We start from the raw sequence: 24,858 nt of genomic DNA on the forward strand, positions 1-24,858 counted from the left end.
GCAAAAACGTGAATCAGAGAATTAGGATGACGCGATAGTCATTGACGTTGGTGCGCGTCGGGCCGGTGACGATCAGGTCATCGGCGGCGGCAAAGAAACCGTAGGCGTCGTGCGCGTCGAGCGCGGCGCGGGCGGCGACGCCCTTGCCGGCGGCGCGGGCGATGGAGTCGGGGTCAAGCAGCGCACCCGCATTGTCCTCCGATCCGTCGATGCCGTCTGTATCGGCAGCGAGCGCGTAGACATCGCCCATGTCTTCGAGCGTCACGCCGAGCGAGAGCAGGAACTCCGCGCAGCGCCCGCCGCGGCCGCCGGTCAGGCCCGGCGGCATCGTTACCGTGCACTCGCCGCCGGAGATGAGTGCCACCGGCGCCACAAACGGCGTGCCGTGCTGGCGCACCTGCCGCGCCAGTGCACCGTACACCTGGGCGACCTCGCGCGCCTCGCCGGTCACCGTGTCGCCGAGGATGGCCGTGTGGATGCCGCGCGCCGCAAACACCTGCGCGCCGGCCTGAAGGCTCTGTTGTGCGGTGGCAATGACGTGATTGGTCACGCGGGCAAAGCAGGCGTCGCCCGGTTTGGGCGTTTCGGCAACCTCACCGCGCACGCCACGCTCCAGGTGTGCGCGCACGGTATCGGGCATGTGGGCGCCCCAGCGTGTGAAGATGGCAAGTGCATTGGCGTAGGTGCTCGCATCCGGCACGGTCGGGCCGCTGGCAATGGCGCTCGGATCGTCGCCGGCCACGTCGGAGACGATCAGCGTCGTGACCGGCGCCCGCGATGCGGCGGCAAGCCGCCCGCCTTGAATGCGCGACAGATGCTTGCGCACGATGTTCATGTCGGTGATCGGGGCGCCGCAGCGCAGCAACTCGCGCGTCACGGCTTTCAGATCGGCCATCGGGATGCCCTCGGCAGGCAGCGACAGCAGACTGGAGCCACCGCCCGAAACGAGCACGATCAAGCGGTCGTTTTCGGTGAGCGCGCAGACGCGATCCAGGATTTCCTGCGCCGCCTGTTCGCCCGCCTCATCCGGGACCGGGTGCCCGGCTTCGATGACGCGGATGCGCTCGGTCGGCAGGCCATGCGCATAACGCGTGACGACAAGCCCTTCGATGTGTGCGCGGCCGGCATAGGCCTGCTCGACAGCCAGCGCCATCGACGCAGCCGCCTTGCCGGCACCGACCACCAGTGTCTTGCCGCCAGCATGCGGTGGCGGGAGGAAATCAGCGACGATCTTCAGCGGATCGGCCGCGCCCACGGCGGCGGCGTAGCTCTCCAGCAGGAGGGCGCGGGCGGCGGTGCGGTCGAGCTTCATGGGATTGGCTTCCAGTTAAGGCAGACGGGATGCAGGCGGCGTGCGGCATGTGCGCAACGCCCGGCAGCCAGGCGCGGCGCCGTGAGGAAGATGGCGCTTGGCACCCCCGGCGGCCGGCGGGATAATGGTTATTTTATTGCATCCGACTTTTCCCCTGCCATGTGCCAGCTGCTGGGCATGAACTGCGCTGAACCGACCGATGTGACGTTCTCGTTCACCGGGTTCGCCGCGCGCGGTGGTGTGACCGACCACCATGCCGACGGCTTCGGCGTCGCCTTCTTTGAAGACAAGGCCTGCCGCCTCTTCATCGACAACCAGTCGGCCGGCACCTCGCCGGTGGCGGAGCTGGTCAAGCGCTATCCGATCAAGTCGAAAAACGTCATCTCGCACATCCGCAAGGCGACGCAGGGCACCGTGCGGCTGGAAAACTGCCACCCGTTCATGCGCGAGCTGTGGGGCCGGCACTGGATCTTTGCCCACAATGGCGACTTGAAGAACTTCTCGCCGTTCCTCTCGGGCGTCTACCAGCCCGTGGGCGATACCGACAGCGAACTCGCCTTCTGCTTCATCATGCAGTCGCTGCGCAAGCGCTTTCCGGGCTCGCAGCCGCCGCTCAACGAGCTGTTCTACGCGCTGTCCGACATCACCAAGGAAATCACCCGCTACGGCGTGTTCAACTTCTTGCTGTGCAACGGCCAGGCGCAGTTTGCGCATTGCTCGACGCGGCTGTATTACATCGTGCGGCAGTGGCCGTTCTCGACGGCGCACTTGATCGATGCCGACATGACGATCGACTTCGCCAAATACACGACGCCTGCCGACCGCGTGGCCGTCATCGCTACCGCGCCGCTCACCGACAACGAAGTCTGGACGCAATTCGTGCCGGGCGAGCTGCTGATGTTCGAGTCGGGCCAAGCCACGATGGCGACCAAGGTGCCCATTCCGGAAGCCGTGCAGATCGCCAACGCTGCCAACACCGCCTGCACCTGACGCCGCCTTCGCCCAGAAAAAAGCCGCTCTCGAAAGAGCGGCTTTTTGCTGCCGGGAACCCGTCGTTCAATGCGACAGGATCTTGGAGAGGAACTGCTTGGCGCGATCCGAGCGGTTCTCGATGTTGCCGAAGAACTCTTCCTTCTCGCAGTCTTCGACGATGCGGCCCTGATCCATGAAGATCACGCGGTTGGCGACCTTCCGAGCGAAGCCCATTTCGTGGGTCACGCACATCATGGTCATACCTTCCTTGGCCAGTTCCACCATCACGTCGAGCACTTCGTTCACCATTTCCGGGTCCAGCGCGGAGGTCGGCTCGTCAAACAGCATGCAGATCGGGTCCATCGACAGCGCACGGGCGATCGCCACACGCTGCTGCTGACCGCCCGACAGTTGGCCCGGGAACTTGGCCGCCTGCGCCTTCAGGCCCACGCGATCCAGATACTTCAGGCCCTTGGCCATCGCCTCTTCCTTGGAGCGGCCCAGCACCTTCTGCTGAGCGATCGTCAGGTTCTCGGTAATCGACAGGTGCGGGAACAGCTCGAAGTTCTGGAACACCATGCCCACGCGCGAACGCAGCTTCGGCAGGTTGGTGCCCTTGGCGCCCACCGAAGTGCCGTCGACCAGAATCTCGCCCTTCTGGAACGGCTCCAGCGCGTTGACGGTCTTGATGAGCGTGGACTTGCCCGAACCCGACGGGCCGCACACCACCACCACCTCGCTCTTCTTCACGCTGGTGGTGCAGTCGGTCAGCACCTGGAAGCTGCCGTACCACTTGGAAACGTTCTTGATCTCGATCATTGGGTCACCTTCTTCTGAAGCCGCTTCACCAGCACGGAGGCGCCGAAGCAGATCACGAAATAGCACAAGCCGGCAAACAGCAGCAACTCGACGATACGGCCGTCGCGCTCACCGATGTTGTATGCCTGCGTAAAGAAGTCCGACAGCGCGCTCACATACACCAGCGACGTATCCTGGAACAGGACGATGGCCTGGGTGAGCAGCAGCGGAATCATGTTGCGGAATGCCTGCGGCAGGATCACCAGACGCATGGCCTGGCCGTACGTCATGCCCACCGCGTAGGCCGCGAACATCTGCCCACGCGACACGCTCTGGATACCGGCGCGGATGATCTCCGAGTAGTACGCGGCTTCAAACAGCGCGAAGGCGACCAGTGCGGACGTCATGCGCATGTCGGTGGCCGGCGACAGATCGAAGATCCTCTGCAACACCTGCGGCACGATCAGGAAGAACCACAGCAGCACCATCACCAGCGGGATGGACCGGAAGAGGTTCACGTACGTCTGGCCGAACCACTGCAGCGGCTTGATGCCCGAGAGGCGCATCATCGCGAGCAGCGTGCCCCAGACGATGCCGACCAGGATGGCCGTGCCAGTGATCTCCAGCGAGAGGAGCATCCCCTCGCCGAGCACACGCATGTTGTCGGCGTTGATGGACGAGAAATCGAATTGATAAGCCATGAAGAGTCCTCGCCCGATTACTTGCCACCGATGAAGCCAGGCAGCCGGGAGCGTGCTTCCACCCAGCGCATCAGGCCCATTACGGTCAGGTTGATCAGCATGTACATCAGCGTCACGGCGATGAACGACTCGTACGGCTGCGCGGTGTAGTCAACCAGCTGGCGGCCTTGGGCGGCAAGCTCGAGCAAGCCGATCGTCGACGCCACGGCCGAGTTCTTGAAGATGTTCAGAAACTCCGACGTGAGCGGCGGCACGATGATGCGGAACGACATCGGCAGCATCACATAGCGATACGTCTGCGCCAGCGTGAAGCCCATTGCCAGACCGGCGTTGCGCTGGCCACGTGGCAGCGAGTTGATACCCGAACGCACCTGCTCGCACACACGCGCCGCGGTAAAGGTACCGAGACACAGCATCGCAGACAGGAACATCGACGTATTGGGGTTCATCTGCTTGATGTAGTCGCCACCCGGCACGAGTTCGGGCATGACGAAGTACCAGATGAAGAGCTGCACGATCAGCGGAATATTGCGGAACAGTTCCACGTACGCTGCGGCAAGACCCGACAGCCACTTGTTCGGCACCGTGCGCAGCACGCCCAGCACGGAGCCGATGGCGAGCGCGATGATCCAGGAGGAAAGGCCGAGTACGACGGTGGTCTTCAACCCCGCCAGCAGCCAGTCCAGATAGGTCTGATTCTGGGCGGCTTCCGTAAAGAAGACGCCCCAGTTCCAGTGGTAATTCATGATGGTTCCCTCAAAAAGAAACGGAAGGGAGAAGACCTGTTAACCGGCCTTTGCCTTCCGTTTCGGTGACGCTTGTATCAGGCCCGTTGAGGGAGCCGATCAGTCAAGAGCCTTGTCGTTGGGGTTCTTGATCAGCGCCTTCATGTCGTCCGACAGCGGGAACTCCATGTTCACGCCCTTGGGCGGAACCGGCTGCTCGAACCATTTCTTGTACTCGGCGGCGATCGAGCCGTCCTTCATCATGCCGGAGATGGTCTTGTCGGCCAGGGTCTTGAACGGCTTGTCGTCCTTGCGAACCATACAGCCGTAGGCTTCGCGCGACTGCGGCTTGGCCACGACCACCCAGTCAGCCGGGTTCTTGGCCTTGGCGCGCTCGCCGTACAGCAGGGCGTCGTCCATCATGAACGCAACAGCGCGGCCCGATTCCAGCGTCAGGAACGACTGGCCGTGGTCCTTCGTGCTGATGATGTTCATGCCCATCTGCTTGTCATCGTTCATCTTGCGCAGCAGGCGCTCCGACGTCGTGCCGGCGGTGGTCACGACGTTCTTGCCCTTGAGCTGTGCCCAGTCGGTGATGCCCGAATCCTTCTTCACCATGATGCGCGTGCCGATGATGAAGATGGTGTTCGTGAACGATGCCTGCTTCTGGCGCTCGAGGTTGTTCGTGGTCGAACCGCACTCCAGATCGATGGTGCCGTTCTGCAGCAGCGTGATGCGGTTCTGGGAAGTGACCGGGATCTCGTTGATCTTCAGGTCCTTCAGGCCGAGCTGCTTCTTCACGTCCTCGGCAATCTTGGTGGCGACGTCGTACGAATAGCCGATCGTGCGGACACCGCCGACGTTGTAGCTGAACGGAATCGACGAATCGCGCACGCCCAGCGTGATGGTGCCGGTGTCTTTGATCTTCTTGAGCGTACCGGTCAGCTCTTCTGCGTGGGCAGCGCTGCCGAAGGTACCAACGGCGACACCAATGGCGGCAACCACGGTTGCCAGCTTGGCGAGGTTCATGAAAGTCTCCTTTTGACCATGAAAGAGAAAGACGGGACTGTACCAAAAAACGTTTGGCGACAGTATTGGTGTTGCCACTAAATCGTTGAATCCAACGGAGTTTTTCCTCTGGCGCGGACCCTGCCGCAACCGTGTTTTCCGAGCAACCGGATACCTTACGTTGTGCTTTTTCCGGAAAACCGGAAAAGACGCGCAGCGCCCGACACGGCAACGCTTTGCAACTTCGGCACGCAGGCCCGATTGCTTGAGCGGGATGGCCGCCAATTGCTAAGGAAAACCAGGGGAAATAAAGCCCGCCCGATGTGCGCTCTCTGTCGCTTAACGAACCCGACTTGGAGATGGGAAGGACGACGATGATGCCATCGCCCTTCTCATGGTGCGGTGCTCCGGAACGTTATGGTTCGCCCCATGAACACCGGCTTTCTTCAACCGTCGCGCATGGCCGCCTGATCGGCAGCAACGCGATAGACCAGTGCAGCGCCCTGTTGGAGCACCGTGCCGGTATTGACCAGCGCGTTGCCGATCAGGGGTACAGACCGCGCTCTTGGCGCGCCTGCAGAATCCGCGTACAGGCGATGATGAATGCCGCCGTACGCAGAGTAACCTTGTTGTCCTGCGCCACTTGCCAGACGCCACGGAAGGCATCTTGCATGATCCGTACCAGGCGCTGGTTGATCTCGTCTTCGGTCCAGAAGAAGCTCGAGAAATCCTGCACCCATTCGAAATAGCTGACCGTCACGCCGCCGGCGTTGGCGATCACGTCCGGGCAGACCAGGATGCCACGGTCGCGCAGGATGTCGTCCGCCTCGGGCGTCGTCGGGCCGTTTGCACCTTCCACGACAATCTTTGCCTTGATATGGGGCGCGTTCTTGGCGGTGATCTGGCCTTCCAGCGCGGCCGGAATCAGGAATTCGCAGTCCAATGCCCAGAAGTCGTCTTGCGAGACGGTCTCTGCAGCAAAGCCGGCCACGCTGCCATGGTGGTCAACGTGCTTGATGAGCGCGTCGACATCCAGGCCGTTGCCGTTGAACACGATGCCCTTGTGGTCTTGCACGGCAATGACCTTGGCACCGGCGTCGTGGAACAGCTTGGCGGCCACGCTACCCACGTTGCCGAAGCCCTGCACCACGACGCGCGAGCCCTTGACGTCGATGCCGAGGTTGCGTGCGGCCTCGCTGCCGACCACGAACACGCCGCGGCCGGTGGCTTCGCGGCGGCCCAGGCTGCCGCCCAGTGCGATCGGCTTGCCGGTCACCACGCCGGTGGCGGTGGAGCCTTCGTTCATGGAGTACGTGTCCATCATCCACGCCATGATCTGCGCGTTGGTGTTCACGTCCGGGGCCGGAATGTCCTTGTTCGGGCCGATGATGATGCCGATCTCGCTGGTGTAGCGGCGGGTCAGGCGTTCGAGTTCACCCGAGGACAGCTTGCGCGGGTCGACACGAATACCGCCCTTGGCACCGCCGTACGGCACGTTCACGGCCGCGTTCTTCACCGACATCCATGCGGACAGCGCCATCACTTCCGACAGGGTCACGTCCTGGTGGAAACGCACGCCGCCCTTGCCCGGGCCGCGCGACGTGTTGTGCTGCACGCGGTAGCCCTCGAAGTGGGCGATGCGGCCGTCATCCATCTGGATGGGCACATCGACGATCAGCGCGCGCTTGGGGCGCTTGAGCGTTTCAACCCAACGTGCGAGCGAGCCCAGATAGGGGGTGACCCGATCGACCTGCTGCAGATAGATGCCCCACGGGCCGAGATTGTCGGCCGGCAGATAGGACGGGATGGCGTGCTGGAGTGTCGACGGCGATGCGACATTGGACATGGTTGTCTTCCTCTTTTGAACCTCGGTAAGGCCCCTGGTTTGGGAACATGCTGTCCCACAAAATGCCCGCCAGCTTAGGGACCGCCCAGAACGAAATCCAATGCCGTTTTTACATCGGGTTATGCATTGAACGCATAACCCCAGGGTCGACTTCGATAGTCCCTTCAGCCCGCCAGCGCGCTCCACAACGTGTCGATCAGCTCGCGTTTGCGCTTGGACTGAGGGTGCCGACGGTCGTGTGCACCGCTCTGCGGGTGCTCACGATAGAGCCGGATTTCCATCTCGATCGACAACGTGCCGCCGCCCTTGCCTTCCGCGCGCACCAGGCGACCAGCTGCCACGTCCTCGCGCACCGCACTCTCGGGTAGGAATGCCACACCATGGCCCGCCAGCGCCATCACCTTGAGCGCCTCGGCCATGTCGGTCTCGTAGCATTTGTCGAGCAAGGGTGCCACCGGCGAGTTTTCCAGCAGCACGTCCACCATGCGCCCCAGGAAGGCATTGGGCGTATAGCTCAGGTAGGCGATCGGCTTGCGTGCAGTGGGAACGAGCCGATAGATCGGCCGCCCGCTCGCATCGGGCTTGGAAAACGGCGATAGCCGCTCGGTGCCCAGCACCAGCATGTCGTAGCGCGTGGGGTCGAGCTGGATCATCTGCCGCGCGTGGTGATAGACCATCACGAGATCGCAGCCGCCTTCCACCAGCGTCATCACCGCATCGTGCACGTTGAGTGCGCGCAGCCGGCATTGCAGCTTGCCGATCTTCTCTTCCACCTGAGCGAGCCAGCCGGGAAAGAACGTGAGCGATAACGTATGCGGCACGGCAAAGTCGATCGTCGACGCGCTGGCCGGACGCTGGCCGCGCATCAGCGCGCGCGTCTCGCTCACCTGGGCGAGCATCGCCAACGCCTGCTCGTAGAAGACCTCTCCGGCTGGGGTCAGGCGTGTGGGGTAGCTCGATCGGTCGATCAGCTCATTGCCGAGCCATGCCTCAAGGGATTGAATGCGCCGCGAAAACGCCGGCTGCGTCACGTGCCGCAATTCGGCCGAGCGCGAAAAGCTGCGCGTCTCGGCCAGGCTGATGAAGTCTTCCAGCCATTTGAGTTCCATCGCGTTGTCTCTCCCTCAACCTGCTCGGGCGTCTTCTGTTTCTTCGGCCGTGCGCTCGGGTTCGCGCGCCTGCATGCGCCACATCTGCGCGTAACGGCCTTCTGCGCGCAACAACGATTCATGCGTGCCGCGCTCAATGATGCGGCCGTGCTCCATCACCAGAATCTGGTGCGCACGCACGATGGTCGACAACCGGTGTGCAACGACCAGCGTGGTGTGGTTCTGCGCCAGGCGCATCAACTCTTCCTGGATGGCGTGCTCGGTACGCGAGTCGAGTGCGGACGTCGCCTCATCAAACACGAGAATCGGCGGGCGCTTGAGCAGCGTGCGCGCAATCGCCACACGCTGCTTCTCGCCGCCGGAGAGCTTCAGGCCGCGCTCGCCGACTTGCGTCTCGTAGCCGTCGGGCAGCGATTCGACAAAGTGGTGGATCTGGGCCGCGCGGGCGGCTTCGATCACCTCTTCGCGGCTTGCGTCGGGACGGCCGTAGGCGATGTTGTAGTAGATGCTGTCGTTGAAGAGGACCGTGTCTTGCGGAACGATGCCAATGGCGGCACGCACGCTGGATTGCGTGACGTCGCGCAGGTCCTGACCGTCGATCTGGATCGCGCCGGACTTCACGTCATAGAAGCGGAACAGCAAGCGCGCCAGCGTCGATTTGCCCGAGCCGCTCTGCCCCACCACCGCCGTGGTCGTGCCGGCAGGAATCGTGAAATCCACATCGAACAGGATCTGGCGCTTGGCCTCGTAGCTGAAGTCGACATGCGCGAAGCGCACTTCGCCAGCGTGCACCGCCAGCGGTGGGGCGTCGGGCTTGTCGGCCACTTCGCGATGGGTCTGCAGCAGGTTGAACATGCGGTCCATGTCGATCACCGCCTGCTTCAGCTCGCGGTAGATCACGCCCAGGAAGTTGAGCGGAATGTAGATCTGCAGCATCAGCGTGTTGACCAGCACGAGATCTCCCAGCGTCATGTGCCCCGCCGCCACCCCCTGCGTGGCGCGATACAGGATCAGGATGAGCGCCGTGGCCACAATGAACTGCTGGCCGAAGTTGAGCACCGACAACGAGTTCTGCGAGCGGATGGCCGCGGCGCGATAGTGTTTCAGGTTCTCATCGTAGCGACGTGCTTCGTAGTCTTCGTTGCCGAAGTACTTGACCGTCTCGAAGTTGAGCAGCGAATCGACTGCCTTCTGGTTGGCGCGCGAATCCAGCTCGTTCATCTTGCGGCGAAAGTGCGTGCGCCAGTTCGTCACCGTCACCGTAAAGACGATGTAGCTGACCAGCGCGCAGAACGTGATGAGGGCAAACCACACGTCGTACTTCACGAAGAAATACGTGATGACGAGGCCAACTTCCACCAGCGTCGGCAGGATGCTGTACAGCGAATACGAGATGAGCGACTGGATGCCACGCGTGCCGCGCTCGATGTCGCGGCTCATGCCGCCGGTCTGGCGCTCCAGGTGAAAGCGCAGAGAGAGCGCATGCAGATGCCGGAACACCTGCAGTGCGAGCGTGCGCACCGAACTCTCCGTCACCTTCGCGAACAGGATTTCGCGCAGCTCCGAGAACAGCGACGTCGATAGCCGTAGCAGCCCGTAACCGATGATGATGCCCACCGGCACAACCAGCAGCGCGCGGGGGTCGGATGGCGACACGTTCATGGCATCGATCAACCGCTTCATGACCATCGGCACACCAAGGTTTGCCACCTTGGCCGCGATCAGAAACGACAGCGCCAGCGCCACACGCCACTTGTAGGCCAACAGGTATGGCAGCAGGCTCTTGATGGTGCGCCAGTCGCCGCGGGCAGCCCCCGGCGGAGGCGGTTCGGAGGAAGCGGGAGAGCGGCGCATGTGCGGTGCAATAAAATGACGGATTGTGTATTCTCCCACCGATCACCTGCGCGCGCCCCGGGGCTCGCTGGTGGGCCCTCCCTCCGCTTCAATGCTGCCCTGCATCATCATGTCCGACACCCAAGCCACCACTGAATCCGTCACGCTGCCCGCCGACAAGCAGCCCGCCGTGCGCGTGATGCCCATGCCCTCCGACGCCAACGTCCACGGCGATGTCTTTGGCGGCTGGATCATGTCGCAGGTGGACATCGCCGGGTCGATTCCTGCCGTGGTGCGCGCCAACGGCCGCGTCGCCACCATTGCGGTCAACTCGTTCGTCTTCAAGCAACCGGTGTACGTGGGCGATCTGGTGAGCTTCTACGCGAGCGTGGTCAAGACGGGGCGCACGTCGATCACCGTGGACGTGGAAGTCTATGCACAACGCATGCACGCCAACGGCCGCCACGCCACCGTCAAGGTCACGGAAGCCACCCTCACCTACGTGGCCACCGACGAGACCCGCAAGCCGCGCGTGCTGCCGCCGCTCTGAACCGGCAACGGTCAACAAAAAACCCGGCCTCGGCCGGGTTTTCTTTTGCGTGCGAACGCCTCGCTCAGTTGAACCTGGAGAAGTCCGGGCGGCGCTTTTCGAAGAACGCCGTGAACGCCTCGCGCGCTTCCGGCGCACGCAGCATCTCGCCAAACTGCTTGCCTTCCACCGACATGCGCTCGGCGATCTGCGGCGTGGCGCCCTCCTTCATCAGCCGCTTGGTGGCGCGCAGCGATGCGGGCGGCAGCAGCGTCAGCTTGCGCGCCTGCGTACGCACGAAGGCATCCAGCTCGCCGGCGGGCAGCACGCGGTTGACCAGGCCCAGCTCGCGCGCCTCGTTCGCGTCAAACGGCTCACCGAAGAGCAGCTTGTCGGCCGCGCGGTGGTAGCCGGCCAGTTGCGGCAGCAGCAAGCTTGATGCGGCTTCCGGACAGAGCCCCAGTTGTGCGAACGGCATCGACAGCTTGGCCGTCTCGGATGCGTAGACGAGGTCGCAATGCAGCAGCATCGTCGTACCCACGCCGACAGCCGCGCCGCTCACCGAGGCGATCAGCGGCTTGGTCGCGGTGCTGATCGCCTTCAGGAACTGGTGCACGGGAGCGCTCTCGTCCTTGGGCGGATTCTTCATGAAGTCTTCGAGATCGTTGCCCGCCGTGAACACGCTCTCGTGGCCCGCCAGCACGATCACGCGGATGGCGGGATCGGTTTCGGCGGCCACCAGTGCATCGGCCAGCGTTTGGTACATCGCGGCCGTGATGGCGTTCTTGCGGTCCAGACGGTCAAAGGTGAGCGTCAGGACGCCGTCTGCGGTCTCGGTACGAATCGACATGAAAACTCCAGGTGAGACCTGCGCCGCTAAATCGGCGCAGGCGAGTCAGATAGATAACCGACGGAGAACGCGTTGGCCCCCACGTTCAACGCCACGGTCAGGCTCATCGGCGCGAGCAGTACCTCCACGCCATGGTCCTGTGCGGTTCGCATCAACGCCTGCACGGGCTCCATGCGGCGCACGGTGTCGAGCGAACCGGAATACGTGATCGCCACCACGGGCGTGGCCAGACGCTCCTCGGCGATCATGGTTTCGGTATGCGCAAGCAGGCGGCGAATCCCTTCGTCGGAGCCGCGTACCTTGGCGATGGCTTCTGTGTCACCGCGGTGCATATGGATGAGCGGACGCACGTTGAACGCCGTGCCCATCATGTAGCGGCCCCATGTGATGCTCTTCTCGCCCTTCTGCTTGGCGCGCGTGTACATGTACAGCAACTCATCGGGCACGAGGTAGACGTGCGAGGCATCGCGCAGGCGGTTCTCGATCACGTGCACGACGTCACGCACCTCGGCGCCTTCGCGCAGCATGCGCGCGGCCTCGTGCACCATCAGCGCCTGGCCGGGGCCGATGGCGCCAGTGTCCACCACCGTCAACTCGAACAAGCCCGAGCGGCCGGCATCCTTGCGCGGCTTGAAACTCTTGGCCGTGGTGCCCACCACCGCGCCGGTTGCGTGGCTGTAGAAATGGCTGCGCGAACTGGCGATCGTCAGCAACAAGGCGCGGTCGTGCTGCGTAACCACGTGCTTGAGCAGGAAGTCTTCGATCTCGCGTTCGAGCAGGGGGATCGATTCGGCATAGTGATCCTGCTTGTCGACGAGGTACTTGCGATAGAGCTGCGGCAGCGCTACCTCGTCGCGGCGGTCTTCTACAAACAATTCGCCCGCACGAATGCGGAACGGCACCACGCCCAACCCCAGTTGATCGATCATCGAGCGCGGCATGTCGCATGCCGCATCGGTCAATACGATTGTGTCGCCGACAGTGTTGCCCATCGCGCGCCCTCCTCTTGGTGCACCGCCGGTGGCCCGGTGGTGTGTCTCCTCTGTTGCGGAATCGTGGCTCCGCTTCTATTGCGATACCGGCTGGGTACCGGCCGCATTCTTCGGCGCGCTTGTTCTGGACGACTGCGCGCCTGCGCAACTATGCGTGGTGAGACGGGCGATTAGCAAGCAGGGGGAAGGCCTTAATCCTTCCCCCTTGCGTGGGGTCACATGCGTTCGAAAATGCCCGCGGCGCCCATGCCGGTGCCGACGCACATCGTCACCATGCCGTACTTCTGGTTGCGACGACGCAGGCCGTGCACAACCGTGGCCGCACGAATGGCACCGGTGGCGCCCAGCGGGTGGCCCAGCGCAATCGCGCCGCCCAGCGGGTTGATCTTGCTGGTGTCCAGGCCCAGGTCCTGGATCACGGCCAGCGACTGCGCGGCAAACGCTTCGTTCAGCTCGATCCAGTCGATCTGGTCTTGCGTCAGGCCGCCAGCCTTCAGCGCGGCAGGAATCGCTTCCTTCGGGCCGATGCCCATGATTTCCGGCGGCACACCGCGCACCGCAAACGATACGAAGCGCGCCAGCGGCACCAGGTTGAACTGCTTCAGGATCTTTTCCGACACCAGGATCAGCGCGCCCGAACCGTCCGACGTCTGCGAGCTGTTGCCGGCCGTCACGCTGCCCTTGTTGGCGAATACGGCGCGCAGCTTGCCCAGGCCCTCAACCGACGTATCGGCACGCGGGCCTTCATCCAGCGACATCGTGCGCGTCTTGATGTCGATGGCGCCCGTGCCCAGGTTCGGGAACTTCTCGATGATTTCGATCGGGGTGATCTCGTCCTTGAACTCGCCGGCTTGCTGCGCGGCCAGTGCCTTCTGGTGCGAGGCCAGCGAGAAGGCATCCTGCGCCTCGCGCGAGATCTTCCATTGCTGGGCGACTTTCTCCGCGGTCAGGCCCATGCCGTAGGCGATACCGACGTTCTCGTCGCGCGTGAAGATCTCCGGCGACATCGACGGCGAGTTGCCCATCATCGGCACCATGCTCATCGATTCGACACCGGCGGCAATCATCACATCGGATTCACCCACGCGGATGCGGTCGGCCGCCATGGCCACGGCAGTCAGGCCCGAGGCGCAGAAGCGGTTGACGGTCACGCCGCCCACGGTATTGGGCAGGCCGGCAAGCAGCGCGCCGATACGCGCCACGTTCAGGCCCTGCTGCGCTTCCGGAATCGCACAGCCGACGATGGCGTCTTCGATCAGCGCCGGGTCCAGGTTCGGCACCTGGGCGACGGCGCTCTTAAGGATGGTCGCCAGCAGGTCGTCGGGGCGCAGGTTCTTGAGCGTGCCCTTGGGTGCCTTGCCGATCGGGGAACGCGTTGCGGCGACGATGTAGGCGTCTTGCAGTTGCTTGGTCATGATGAAATTCCTGTTCTCGTGTTCGTCTACAGGTCGCGCGGTCAGTTACGAACGGGCTTGCCGGTCTGCAGCATGCCCATGATGCGTTCCTGGGTCTTGGAGCTGCCGAGCAGATCCACGAAGGCCTTGCGCTCCAGCGCCAACAGCCATTCTTCGTCCACCAGCGCGCCGGCTTCGACGTCGCCGCCGCACACAGCTTCAGCGATGCGCGAGGCGATCGTGAAGTCGTGCTGCGAGATGAAACCGCCGTCACGCATGTTCACCAGCGAGGCCTTGATCGTTGCGATGCCCGAACGGCCCGCCACCGGAATGCCCACCGGGCGCAGCGGCGCACGGTAGCCGGAATCGGCCAGCGCACGCACTTCGTTGCGTGCCACGTGCAGCAACTCGTGCACGTTGAAGACGATGGTGTCGGTCGGCTGCAGGTAGCCGATCTTCTGCGCGTCCAGCGCAGACGACGACACCTTGGCCATAGCCGCCGCCTGGAAGCGGTTGGTCAGGAACTGCAGGATGTTGGTGCTCCCTGCCGCCTGCGCGGCCTTGGCAGCGGCTAGCGCCGCTTCCTTGAGGCCACCGCCTGCCGGCACCAGACCCACGCCCACTTCCACCAGACCGATGTACGTTTCCAGCGCAGCCACACGCTTGGCCGAGTGCAGCAGCAGTTCGCAGCCGCCGCCCAGTGCGATGCCCGACGCGGCGGACACGACCGGCACGCCGGCGTACTTCACGCGCATCATGCCGTCCTGGAACTTCTTGACGAACGGCTCGATGCCCTTGGCGCCACCCATCATGAAGGCAGGCATGGCTTCTTCGAGGTTCGCACCGGCGGAGAACGGGCCGCCCGGCGCGCCCAGCTTGAGCGACGTCGGCTGCCACACGACCAGCCCCTTGTAGCCGGCTTCAGCCAGATCAACCGCACGCGTCAGACCGTCGATGACGCTCGGCCCGATCGTGTTCATCTTGCTCTTGAACGAGACGATCAGCACGTCGTCCTGCCCTGCTGCGTCGTCCACCCAGATACGCACGGCGTCGGTCTCTTCGATGGTCTTGCCATACGTGAGCGGGTTGACCGTCGTCGCGCCCTTGATCGGTGCGCGAAACACCTGGCGGCCGTACACCGGCAGCGTGCTGCGCGACAGGAACGCGCCCTGGTTGGCCGACCACGAACCCTGTGCCGAATGCACACCGCCGTTGTCTGCCACCGGGCCGGAGAACACCCACTGCGGCAGGGCTGCGTTCGACAGCGCCTTGCCCGCTTCAATGTCTTCCTTCACCCACTCGGCCACCTGCTTCCAGCCGGCCTCTTGCCAGTCTTCGAACGGGCCGCTGTTCCAGCCAAAGCCCCAGCGGATCGCCAGATCGACTTCCGCCGCAGAGTCGGCAATCTGCTCAAGGTATACAGCGATGTAATGGAACACGTCGCGGAAGACGGCCCACAGGAACTGCGCCTGCGGGTTCGTCGATTCACGCAGCAGCTTCAGACGCTCGGCGGGCTCCTTCTTCAGGATGCGCACGACAATGTCGTCTGCCTTCTTGCCGCTCGGGCCGTACTGACCGCTTTGCGGGTCGAGCACCTTGATTTCCTTGCCTTCCTTCTTGTAGAAGCCGGCGCCGGCCTTCTGACCCAGGGCGCCTGCTTCCACCAGCTTGGCCAGCACGGGCGGCGTGGCATAGACCGGGGCGAACGGATCGTCCTTCAGGTTGTCCTGCATCGTCTTGATGACGTGCGCCATGGTGTCCAGGCCCACCACGTCGGCCGTGCGGAAGGTCGCCGACTTGGCGCGACCCAGCTTCGAGCCCGTCAGGTCATCGACCACGTCAAACGGAATGCCGTACTTGGCCGATTCTGCAAACACCGCCAGGATCGAGAAGATGCCGACGCGGTTCGCGATGAAGTTCGGCGTGTCCTTGGCACGCACCACGCCCTTGCCGAGCGCGGAGGTCAGGAACGTTTCCAGCTTGTCGAGGATGTCGCCGCGCGTGTGTGCGGTCGGGATCAGCTCGACCAGGTGCATGTAACGCGGCGGGTTGAAGAAGTGCACGCCACAGAAGCGCGACTTCAGCTCGGCATCAAAGCCATCGGACAGTTCGGTGATCGACAGACCCGACGTGTTCGACGCGAAGATCGCGTGCGGGGCGATGTGCGGGGCGACCTTCTTGTACAGGTCGTGCTTCCAGTCCATGCGCTCGGCAATGGCTTCGATCACGAGATCGCAGTCGCGCAGCTTCTCGATGTCGTCCTCATAGTTGGCAGCCTGGATCAGGTTGGCGTCGTCCTTGATGCCCAGCGGCGCCGGCGACAGCTTCTTCAGGTTTTCAATGGCCTTGAGCACGATGCCGTTCTTCGGGCCTTCCTTTGCCGGAAGATCGAACAGCGTGACGGGAACCTTGGCGTTGACCAGATGCGCGGCAATCTGCGCACCCATTACGCCGGCGCCCAGGACGGCCACACGTCGGACGAGAAAGTTGGAACGCGCGCCAGCTTGCGGCTGGGCGACGGGGAGTTCGGTGCGGGTCATAGTGTCCTCGCGGAATGAAGAGGAGTTGTCACCCCCGCACAAGCGGGAGCAACAGAAAGAGGCGTTGAAACCTGTTCACGATCCGTAGCGAGCGGTTCGAGGTTGGCCCGAGAAGCGCAGCCGTACATGGGTACGGCGAGCATCACAGGGCCAAGATCGGACCGCGCAGTAGGATCGTGGGCAGGTTTCCTTAGAACAGATCGGCTTCGAGTGCCATCAGCGTCGCGCCGCCGGCACGTGCCATGCGGATCTGCGAAGCCGTCTCAGGCAGCAGCTTGGCGAAGTAGAAGCGCGCCGTTGCCAGCTTGACCTTGTAGAACGTGTCGCCGCTGTCTTGCTTTTCCAGGGCGATCTTGGCCATGCGGGCCCAGAAGTACGAGAACACCAGGTGGCCGACCACACGCAGGTACGGCACAGCGGCGGCGCCGACTTCGTCCGGGTTGGCCATGGCCTTCATACCGATTTCCATGGTCAGCTTCTGGACCTTGTCACCGATGTCGGCCAGCGGGTTGATGAACTCCTGCATGGCTTCATTGGTGCCTTCGGCTTCCACAAAGTCCTGGACCAGCTTGCCGAACTTCTTCATCTTGGCGCCCATGTCGCCCAGGATCTTGCGGCCCAGCAGGTCCAGCGACTGCACGGTATTCGTGCCTTCGTAGATCATGTTGATGCGGGCGTCGCGCACGTACTGCTCCATGCCCCACTCGGCGATGTAGCCGTGGCCGCCGAAGACCTGCATGCCTTCGTTGGTGGAGATGAATGCGTTGTCGCTCAGGAAAGCCTTGGCGATCGGCGTCAGCAGTGCGACGAGGTCAGCGGCGTCCTTGCGCGCAGACTCGTCCGAGTGCGACAGCTCGCGGTCGATCTGCAGGGCGATCCAGTAGCTGAATGCGCGGCCGCCTTCGGCAAAGGCGCGCTGGGTCAGCAGCATGCGGCGCACGTCGGGGTGCACGATGATCGGGTCAGCCGGCTTGTCCGGTGCCTTCGGGCCCGACAGGCTGCGCATCTGCAGTCGTTCCTTGGCGTAGGCAGCCGAGTTTTGGTACGCAACTTCGGTCAGGCCCAGGCTCTGCATGCCGACGCCCAGACGGGCGGCGTTCATCATCACGAACATGGCGTTCAGGCCCTTGTTCGGCTCACCGACCATCCAACCGCGCGCACCGTCCAGATTGATCACGCAGGTGGCGTTACCGTGGATGCCCATCTTGTGTTCGATGGAGCCGCACTTCACGGTATTGCGCTCACCCGGGTTGCCGTTGGCATCGGGAATGAACTTCGGCACCACGAACAGCGAGATGCCCTTGGTGCCGCCCGGCGCATCCGGCAGACGTGCCAGCACCAGATGGATGATGTTTTCCGACAGGTCGTGCTCGCCCGCCGAGATGAAGATCTTCGTCCCGGTGATGGCGTACGACCCATCGGCCAGCGGCTCAGCCTTGGTGCGCAGGATGCCGAGGTCGGTGCCGCAGTGCGGCTCGGTCAGACACATCGTGCCGGTCCACACACCCGACACCAGTTTGGGCAGGTAGCGCTGCTTGAGTTCGTCGGTACCGTGCGCGTGCAGCGCTTCGTACGCGCCATGCGACAGGCCGGGGTACATCGTCCACGCCTGGTTGGCCGAGTTCAGCATCTCGTACACGGCGTTGTTGATCAGGATGGGCAGGCCCTGGCCGCCGTATTCCGGATCGCAACCCAGTGAGGGCCAACCACCTTCAACATACTGTTGGTACGCTTCCTTGAAGCCCTTCGGAGCAGTCACCACACCGTCGCCGTGGTACGTGCAGCCCTCGCGATCGCCGGACTGATTGATCGGGAAGATGACTTCCGAGCAGAACTTGCCGGCTTCCTCGATCACCTGGTTGATGGTGTCGGCATCGATCTCCGCGTGCTGCGGCATCTCCTTCAGGTGATTCTCGACGCCGAGAAGCTCATGGAGGACAAACTGCATGTCGCGCAACGGTGCGGTGTATTGACCCATCTTGGGCTCCTTGGTTGTTGCTGCGCGACCCGCTAGGTGTGCGACGGCCGCGTCAGGTTCGGTAAGACTGAATGAGTTTATTAAGCGCCACCATGGCCAGCTCGGCGCTGTTCGGCAACCGCAGGAAACGCGCATCGTGATGCAGACCCAGCTCCAGGCTGTACATCTCGAAGAGCATCAATTGCGGGTCCGCTTCTGCACGCAGGTGGCCTTCTTCCTTTGCCTGTGCGATCGCGCGGGCCAGTGCTGCACGCCAGATCGTCACGCTCTTGACGAGTTCGTCGCGCACCGGGCTTTCGGCACGATCGTCGTACTCCACCGCGCCGCTGATATAGATGCAGCCTGTGGTCACTTCCTGAATGCGGCGCTCCATCCAGCGTCGCACCATGCTCCACAGGCGCGGCAGACCGCGCGGTTCCGTCAAGCTCGGGTAGAAGACTTCCTGCTCGAACCGTTTGTGATACTCGCGAACCACTTCCACCTGCAGATCCTCACGCGAGCCGAAGTGCGCGAACACCCCGCTCTTGCTCATCTGCATGCGCTCCGCGAGCACACCGATCGTCAATCCTTCCAGTCCGTCGCGCGAGGCCAGTTCCAGCGCGGCATCGAGAATCGCTGCACGCGTCAACTCGCCCTTGCGCATCGGCGTGGTTGCTGCGTGATTCGATTCGAGACGAGCGGTCGGGTGACGCATGATGATTTCTCTCCGTTCTTTTCTGGGGCGTGACACGCGAGAAAATTGGCTTGTTGCAGGGCGCCTTTCGCGTGCCGGGCAGGACTGTAAACCAGCCTGCGCAAACACTCTAGCCCAAAATCGAACGGTCGTTCAATTATTTACAGGGGCCCTTGGAGCGGCAAGTGTTTTATTAGAAAGCGGCATCTAAATGGCGACACGGAATCGCCACCTTTCGCGGTGCAGCGAGAATCCGGCAAACCCTTTAAATAAAAGGCTTTGCAGGGTGTGCGCCGCACCCATAAAACGCGTGCGGCGCAGCATAGCGGATGGATTTTCTAGTGCTACCCATCAGTAAATAAACAGCCCGAAAATCAGACCGGCGTGATGCCCGCACACATGGCACCACGGCGAAAGATGCGCGCGTCCATTTCACGCAGGTCGGCTGCCACGGCAACCTCTGCGGAACACTGGTCCAGGACATCACGCTGCAGATCGATGCCAGGGGCAATTTCGGTGAGCGTGAGGCGCCGGGTGCCATGGCCATCGTCACGCATCTCGAAAACGGCGCGCTCGGTCACATAGCGCACGGGAATGCCCGATCGCGCCGCATACTCACCGTTGAAGGTGAGGTGCGACACGGCCGGCACGATCTTCTTAAGACGTCCTTCGCGCACGATGCGCAGCTTGCCGTCTTCGGCTTCGACCTGCAGGCCACCTGCAGTGAGCGTGCCCATGAACACGATCGAGCGTGCGCTCTGCGTGATGTTGATGAAGCCACCGACGCCTGCGACGATGGTGTCGCCGCCTTCACCGAACAGGCTGACGTTGACGTTGCCCGCGCCGTCCAGTTCTGCCAGACCGAGGATGGCGAGATCGATGCCACCGCCTTCGTAGAAGTCGAACTGCGCGGGCTGATCAACCACGGCTTCAGGATAGGCGGAGGCACCGAAGCTGAGGCCATCTGCCGGCGTGCCGCCGATGGGGCCGGCCTCCACGGTGAGGGTGAAGCCTCGCGCGCCCTCCTGTTCAGCCAGGGCCCCGACGGCGGCGGGCATGCCCACGCCCAGGTTCACGACGCGCGGTTGCTGTGCCATCAGTTCCAGCACGGCGCGGCGTTGCACCAGCGTGCGGGCGTCGAGCGCGCCGTGCCCGCTGATCTCCAGCGCCTCACTCGCTTCGACGGCGTCTTCCTTCAATTGGATCGCCTCGCCTTGCCATGGGCGGATATAGGTGGGGTTGAACGCCTCGCCGAAGGTCATCTGATGTTCGGCTTCATCGTCAGCAACGACCACGTAATCGACGAGGATGCCCGGCACGTGGATCGCCTGCAGGTTGTCATGCCGATCAACGAGCCGACGCACCTGCGCGATGACGATGCCGCCCGAGTTGCGCGCGGCTTGCGCCATGGCTAGCAGTTCGTGGTGAAAGGCTTCTTCATGCGTGCTGATGTTGCCGCGTGGGTCGGCGGCCGTGCCGCGCAGGAAGACACAGTGCAGCGGGAAGCTTGGGTAGAAGAGATAGTCTTCGCCACGAAAGTGCTCGTACTCGACCCACGAGGCCGTGCCTGCGGCACGCGCCGCCTTGGCGCGGGCGTTGATGGCGCCGCCGTGGTAACGCGCGTCAAGCTCCGTGCGTGGGTCGACGAAGGTGTGCAGCCCCATCTTGGTCAATACGCCCGGCTTGCCGCCCGCGATAGCGCGGTACAGATGGGTGAGCACGCCCTGCGGCAGGTTGAATGCGTCGCACTGCTCGGCAAGCGCCATGTCCGCGAGCCGCGTGGCAGAGCGCCAATGGCCACCGACCACACAGCGCGTCATCCCGGGGTTGCCGAAGTGGTTGACGCCCCGCGTGGCACGATCGCCCTGTCCTGCGGAGTAGACCAGCGTGAGATCGCGCGGCTCGCCGGTGGCCAGAAAGCGGCGCTCCAGCGCATGCGTGACGGCCTCGGCATGGCCCGCGCCGACAAACCCGGCGCATGCGACCGTCCACCCCGGCTGCACCAACCGCGCGGCCTCATCGGCTGTGATGACTTGCATGTCTCCTCCGTCTTGTTGTGTTTTCTGGATGTCTGTACCGCTAATACTGCGCTGCGCGCCCGCTGATGACGACGCCAAGGCGCACGAGCCGGTAGGCGCACCAATCCGCCAGGCGCCACCACCACCGGCGCGCGGCATGCGCATCGGCCAGAACGCGGCATGCGTGACGGTCGATGGCGTCTTCGAGTGCGGCATGCAGTTCGTTGGCCACGGTCGCATCCCACGCGACTACGTTGGCTTCGCGTGCCAGCAGCAGGCTGAACGGGTCGATGTTGCTGGAGCCGACCGTGGCCCAGCGGCCGTCCACCACGGCGACCTTGGCGTGCAGGAAGCTGGCGGTGTATTCGTGGATCTCGACGTCGTCGCGCAGCAGCATGTGGTACAGCGAGCGCGTCGCGTAGTGTTGCAACCGGTATTCGACCTGCCCCTGCAGCAACAGGCGCACGCGCACACCGCGCCGTCGGCATGCCGCCAGTGCGCGCATGAAACGCACGCCCGGCAGGAAGTACGCGTTGGCGATGATCACTTCGTGCCGCGCCGCGCCCAGCGCGCGCAGATATTCGCGTTCGATCGCACGGCGGTTACGGACGTTGTCACGCAGCACCAGCGAAGCCAACACGGTACCCGGCGCGCGCGCGCTTTCTCGCCCGGATGCACCGGGATGCCGTGGCCGCGGCGTATCCGTCATCACGGGAAACTCGGCGGCAACGCCCGTTACGCCCACCTCACGCACACCGGCACGCACGCCCATCTGCCACCAGAGCCGGTCGACGGTCAGCGCAACCTGCGCGACCAGCGGCCCGCGCACCCGCACGGCAAAGTCGTAACGTGGCCCCAGCGCAGCGTCGTGAAATGGCGCGTGGTTCAGGTCGTCGATGATATTGATGCCGCCCACGAACGCCACGTCGTCATCGATGACGGCGATCTTGCGATGCAGCCTTCGCAGGTGGCGACGTTGCAGGCGGAAACCGCGCACCGGACGATAGATGCGCAAGATCACGCCCGCCGCTTCGAGCATCGCGGCGATGCTGGCAGGCAGCAGGCCGGTGCCGAAGCCGTCGATGGTCAGGTGGACATCCACGCCGCGGCGTGCCGCGCGGGCGAGCGCTTCGGTCACGCTGTGGGCGGTGGCGTCGTCGGTGTAGATGTAGGTTTCGAGCGCGACCCGGCGTTGCGCGGCGTCGATGGCTTCGATCAGTGCCGGGAAAAACTCGGCACCGCCGCACAGCAGGTCGACGTCGTTACCCGGCAAGGGCTTACCCCGCCGCCACTCAGAGCGCAGCGGACCGGCATCGCGCACGACCCTCATGGATGTGCCAGTTCAGCCAGCAGGGGCACGTGATCGGAGCGCTGCGCCCACTCGCGGCCGGTCAGCGCATGCGCACGTTCGATGTCGAAACCGCGCACGTAGATGCGGTCCAGCCTCAACCACGGCATGTGGCTGGGGAAGGTACGCACCGGGCGCGCATTGGCGGCCTTATCGGCCACTTCGGTCGCACCCAGCGCTTGGCAAATCATGCGATCGAGCCGGTTGTTCCAATCGTTGAAATCACCCGCCACCACGAGCGGCGCGTCCGCTGGCACGACCGAACGCACGCGATCAATGAGCGCGTCCGCCTGCCGCTGCCGGCTACGTGCAAACAGGCCGAAGTGCGCGCACAGCAGATGCACTTCACCGAACCCGAGATCGGTCACGGCGTGCAGCAGGCCGCGCTGCTCGAACCGGTGGTCGGAGATATCGAGGTTTTCCGACAGCAGGATCGGAAACCGCGACAGGATGGCGTTGCCGTGATGCCCGTGGTCGTACACGGCGTTGCGGCCATAGACCGTGTGCGGATAGACGTCGGTCGCCAGATAGCGCAATTGCGTGTAGTTCGGGTCGAACAGCTCGGCGGCGACCAGGCGATCGTTGCGGTCCTGCACCTCTTGGAGGAAGACGATATCGGCGTCCATGGTGTGCAGGCCCTGGCGCACATCATGCACGCGCACGCGACGCGCAATGCCCGTCACGCCTTTGTGGATGTTGTAGGTGGCGACGCGCAAACGCAGCATGTCAGGCCTGGTCCTTTGTCAGTGCCGCTTGACGCGCGCGATAGGCAGCAAGGCGTTCGGGCAACTGCAGGATGGCCTCGGCGTTGCTGCGTGAGAAGCAGCGCGCGGCGGCATCCTGGTAGGGCAACCATTCGGCCTGCACATGCTCACGCGGCGACATCCGAACCGGCACCTTGCCGCTCACCAGCAGGCCGAACCAATGCTCGGTATTGCGCGTGACGCCCGGTGCGTAACGGTGCCGCCAGCGCGGGTAGATCTCGTATTCGATGTGATGGCCCCAGTCGATCAGATGATGCTGGGCTGCGTCGATGCCGGTTTCTTCCAGCGCCTCCCGGCGGGCCGTATCGGCCAGGGGCTCATCGAGCGCGTCGCAACTGCCCGTCACGGATTGCCAGAAGCCCGGATGATCTGCCCGCTCCATCACCAACACATGCAGATCTGGCGTGTGAATGACGACGAGAACGGAGACGGGAATCTTGTGCGGCATGGGTGCGGGTTGCTGCGTGCTTCGGTAGGCAGCGCGAGTGCGCTGCAAGGCGATAGCTTACCGCAGCCAGAAGCGTGCCATCGTGACGTTCAGCGTGCTGCCATGCCGCGGCAGCAATCAGGCAGCGCGCAGCGGCCCCTGACCGGTGCGCGTGCGGGCCAGCCACAGCGCCGTCTCATCCGTCGCCGTCTCGTGGCCAAGCTCGCGGCGGGCCACGGCAAGCAGCGGATCGAGCATCGCGGCATAGTCGTCGGCTGCGCGCTGCGATTGCGCCCACAATGCTTCCGTACGCTCGCCGAGTTGTTGGCGCAGCGCAGCAAGCTGCGCGGTCAACTCGCGCTCGCGGTTGCCGAGCGTGTTGAATTTCTGGATGAGGAAGCGCTGCACATCGGTCTGCTCCGATTGCGCGTTGGCCTGGTCGAAGCGCTCAACGATGGCCGAGGTTTCGCGCTCGATGCGATGCAGCTCGCTGGTGCCCTCACGCTCAGCGGTTTCAAGTGCTTGCAAGGCGCGGCGTTCGGCCAGCAAAGCGCGCGCGCGGTCGGCAAAGCAGTGCTCTGCCGCCAAGTGAGCTTCGGCCAGCGGGCGCGGTGTGTCGTAGACGAGCGGATGCACGGGCATGCCCGGTGCGGCCGGCGGCAACGCCGTCTCTGGCAGACGCAGGTTGGCGACCGCGTGCAACCAGTGCATCCGTTCCGCCGAGAGGTGACAGAGCGCGCGCATCGCCTCGACCAAACCCGGAGACGCCGCCGAAGCGGGCACACCCGGATGTGCGCTCTGCGCCGCTGCCGCAATTTCGGGCACGCAAGCCGCAACCGTGGTGGCCACGGCCTCGGTCATGGCCATGGCGGCACGCCGCGTGGCACGGCGGATTTCGATCCCGGCCACCAGCGTCACCACCAGCGCGGCGATCAGCCAAGTGAGCAGGAACTCGGCGTGAGCGACGATCCATGTGCGCGCAAAGTCAATGTAGTCCATCTGAACAACCCTCCTTCGTTGTCACCCAACGTGACAGAAACG

21 protein-coding genes are annotated in these 24,858 nt (G+C 63.8%); 2 read left to right on the forward strand and 19 right to left on the reverse strand.

The features are described 5' to 3' along the window. Positions 1 to 13: 13 nt before the first annotated feature. Entirely contained in the window at positions 14 to 1,312 is a 1,299-nt protein-coding gene (locus R2N16_RS01620) for a glycerate kinase type-2 family protein (protein ID WP_316663793.1), read from the reverse strand. A gap of 159 nt (positions 1,313 to 1,471) precedes the next feature. Here R2N16_RS01620 and R2N16_RS01625 point away from each other — a divergent pair, with 159 nt between their 5' ends. Then, the gene (locus tag R2N16_RS01625) at positions 1,472 to 2,302 is read left to right on the forward strand and encodes a class II glutamine amidotransferase (protein ID WP_316663795.1); all 831 of its coding nucleotides are present in this window, start codon (positions 1,472 to 1,474) and stop codon (positions 2,300 to 2,302) included. Positions 2,303 to 2,368: 66 nt separating this feature from the next. On the opposite strand, the gene R2N16_RS01630 is transcribed toward R2N16_RS01625, so the two are convergent. The 7 genes from R2N16_RS01630 to R2N16_RS01660 all read right to left on the reverse strand — a co-directional run bounded on the left by R2N16_RS01630 (position 2,369) and on the right by R2N16_RS01660 (position 10,325). After that, positions 2,369 to 3,103: an amino acid ABC transporter ATP-binding protein gene (locus tag R2N16_RS01630; RefSeq protein ID WP_316663796.1), complete on the reverse strand. Its 735-nt coding sequence runs from the start codon at positions 3,101 to 3,103 to the stop codon at positions 2,369 to 2,371. Continuing rightward, positions 3,100 to 3,783, reverse strand: coding sequence for a glutamate/aspartate ABC transporter permease GltK (gltK, locus tag R2N16_RS01635; protein WP_316663797.1), 684 nt, complete (start codon positions 3,781 to 3,783; stop codon positions 3,100 to 3,102). Before gltK ends, R2N16_RS01630 begins: the two co-directional genes overlap by 4 nt. A gap of 17 nt (positions 3,784 to 3,800) precedes the next feature. Next, a complete protein-coding gene (locus R2N16_RS01640) occupies positions 3,801 to 4,529 on the reverse strand; it encodes an amino acid ABC transporter permease (RefSeq protein WP_316663798.1) in 729 nt (242 codons plus the stop codon). Between the two features lie 99 nt (positions 4,530 to 4,628). Further along, complete coding sequence (locus R2N16_RS01645; RefSeq protein ID WP_316663799.1) at positions 4,629 to 5,537, reverse strand: glutamate/aspartate ABC transporter substrate-binding protein; 909 nt, start codon at positions 5,535 to 5,537, stop codon at positions 4,629 to 4,631. 523 nt (positions 5,538 to 6,060) lie between these two features. After that, positions 6,061 to 7,362 (reverse strand): Glu/Leu/Phe/Val family dehydrogenase, encoded by a 1,302-nt coding sequence (locus R2N16_RS01650; RefSeq protein ID WP_316663800.1) that lies wholly within the window; start codon positions 7,360 to 7,362, stop codon positions 6,061 to 6,063. 164 nt (positions 7,363 to 7,526) lie between these two features. Next, the gene (locus R2N16_RS01655) at positions 7,527 to 8,471 is read right to left on the reverse strand and encodes a LysR substrate-binding domain-containing protein (protein WP_004633215.1); all 945 of its coding nucleotides are present in this window, start codon (positions 8,469 to 8,471) and stop codon (positions 7,527 to 7,529) included. A 15-nt stretch (positions 8,472 to 8,486) separates the two neighbouring features. Further along, on the reverse strand, positions 8,487 to 10,325 hold the full coding sequence (locus tag R2N16_RS01660) for an ABCB family ABC transporter ATP-binding protein/permease (protein WP_316663801.1): 1,839 nt from the start codon (positions 10,323 to 10,325) through the stop codon (positions 8,487 to 8,489). 91 nt (positions 10,326 to 10,416) lie between these two features. Between R2N16_RS01660 and R2N16_RS01665 the strand changes: the two genes are divergently transcribed. Beyond that, positions 10,417 to 10,854, forward strand: a complete 438-nt coding sequence (locus R2N16_RS01665; RefSeq protein ID WP_316663802.1) for an acyl-CoA thioesterase — start codon at positions 10,417 to 10,419, stop codon at positions 10,852 to 10,854. 64 nt (positions 10,855 to 10,918) lie between these two features. Here the strand turns inward: R2N16_RS01665 and R2N16_RS01670 are convergent, their stop codons facing one another. From R2N16_RS01670 to R2N16_RS01720, 11 genes are all read right to left on the reverse strand, one after another. Next, entirely contained in the window at positions 10,919 to 11,683 is a 765-nt protein-coding gene (locus R2N16_RS01670) for an enoyl-CoA hydratase (protein ID WP_316663803.1), read from the reverse strand. A gap of 26 nt (positions 11,684 to 11,709) precedes the next feature. Then, positions 11,710 to 12,675 (reverse strand): DegV family protein, encoded by a 966-nt coding sequence (locus R2N16_RS01675; protein ID WP_316663804.1) that lies wholly within the window; start codon positions 12,673 to 12,675, stop codon positions 11,710 to 11,712. A 215-nt stretch (positions 12,676 to 12,890) separates the two neighbouring features. Further along, positions 12,891 to 14,090, reverse strand: coding sequence for an acetyl-CoA C-acyltransferase (locus R2N16_RS01680; protein ID WP_092973292.1), 1,200 nt, complete (start codon positions 14,088 to 14,090; stop codon positions 12,891 to 12,893). A gap of 41 nt (positions 14,091 to 14,131) precedes the next feature. Continuing rightward, positions 14,132 to 16,609 (reverse strand): 3-hydroxyacyl-CoA dehydrogenase/enoyl-CoA hydratase family protein, encoded by a 2,478-nt coding sequence (locus R2N16_RS01685; protein ID WP_316663805.1) that lies wholly within the window; start codon positions 16,607 to 16,609, stop codon positions 14,132 to 14,134. 190 nt (positions 16,610 to 16,799) lie between these two features. Then, the gene (locus R2N16_RS01690; RefSeq protein WP_316663806.1) at positions 16,800 to 18,587 is read right to left on the reverse strand and encodes an acyl-CoA dehydrogenase C-terminal domain-containing protein; all 1,788 of its coding nucleotides are present in this window, start codon (positions 18,585 to 18,587) and stop codon (positions 16,800 to 16,802) included. Between the two features lie 52 nt (positions 18,588 to 18,639). Continuing rightward, on the reverse strand, positions 18,640 to 19,230 hold the full coding sequence (locus R2N16_RS01695) for a TetR/AcrR family transcriptional regulator (RefSeq protein WP_021196492.1): 591 nt from the start codon (positions 19,228 to 19,230) through the stop codon (positions 18,640 to 18,642). A gap of 404 nt (positions 19,231 to 19,634) precedes the next feature. Then, positions 19,635 to 21,299 carry an acyl CoA:acetate/3-ketoacid CoA transferase gene (locus R2N16_RS01700; protein WP_316663807.1) on the reverse strand — a complete coding sequence of 555 codons (1,665 nt, stop codon included), beginning with the start codon at positions 21,297 to 21,299 and terminating at the stop codon, positions 19,635 to 19,637. Between the two features lie 40 nt (positions 21,300 to 21,339). Further along, positions 21,340 to 22,608, reverse strand: a complete 1,269-nt coding sequence (clsB, locus tag R2N16_RS01705) for a cardiolipin synthase ClsB (protein ID WP_316663809.1) — start codon at positions 22,606 to 22,608, stop codon at positions 21,340 to 21,342. Then, a complete protein-coding gene (locus R2N16_RS01710) occupies positions 22,605 to 23,351 on the reverse strand; it encodes an endonuclease/exonuclease/phosphatase family protein (protein WP_316663810.1) in 747 nt (248 codons plus the stop codon). Before R2N16_RS01710 ends, clsB begins: the two co-directional genes overlap by 4 nt. 1 nt (position 23,352) lies before the next feature. Next, positions 23,353 to 23,838 (reverse strand): dihydroneopterin triphosphate diphosphatase, encoded by a 486-nt coding sequence (gene nudB / locus R2N16_RS01715; RefSeq protein WP_316663811.1) that lies wholly within the window; start codon positions 23,836 to 23,838, stop codon positions 23,353 to 23,355. Positions 23,839 to 23,955: 117 nt separating this feature from the next. Continuing rightward, entirely contained in the window at positions 23,956 to 24,816 is an 861-nt protein-coding gene (locus R2N16_RS01720; protein WP_316663812.1) for a hypothetical protein, read from the reverse strand. Positions 24,817 to 24,858 lie beyond the last annotated feature (42 nt).

Origin of the sequence: Ralstonia psammae, from assembly GCF_958405935.1 — a bacterium.
GTDB lineage: Bacteria > Pseudomonadota > Gammaproteobacteria > Burkholderiales > Burkholderiaceae > Ralstonia > Ralstonia psammae.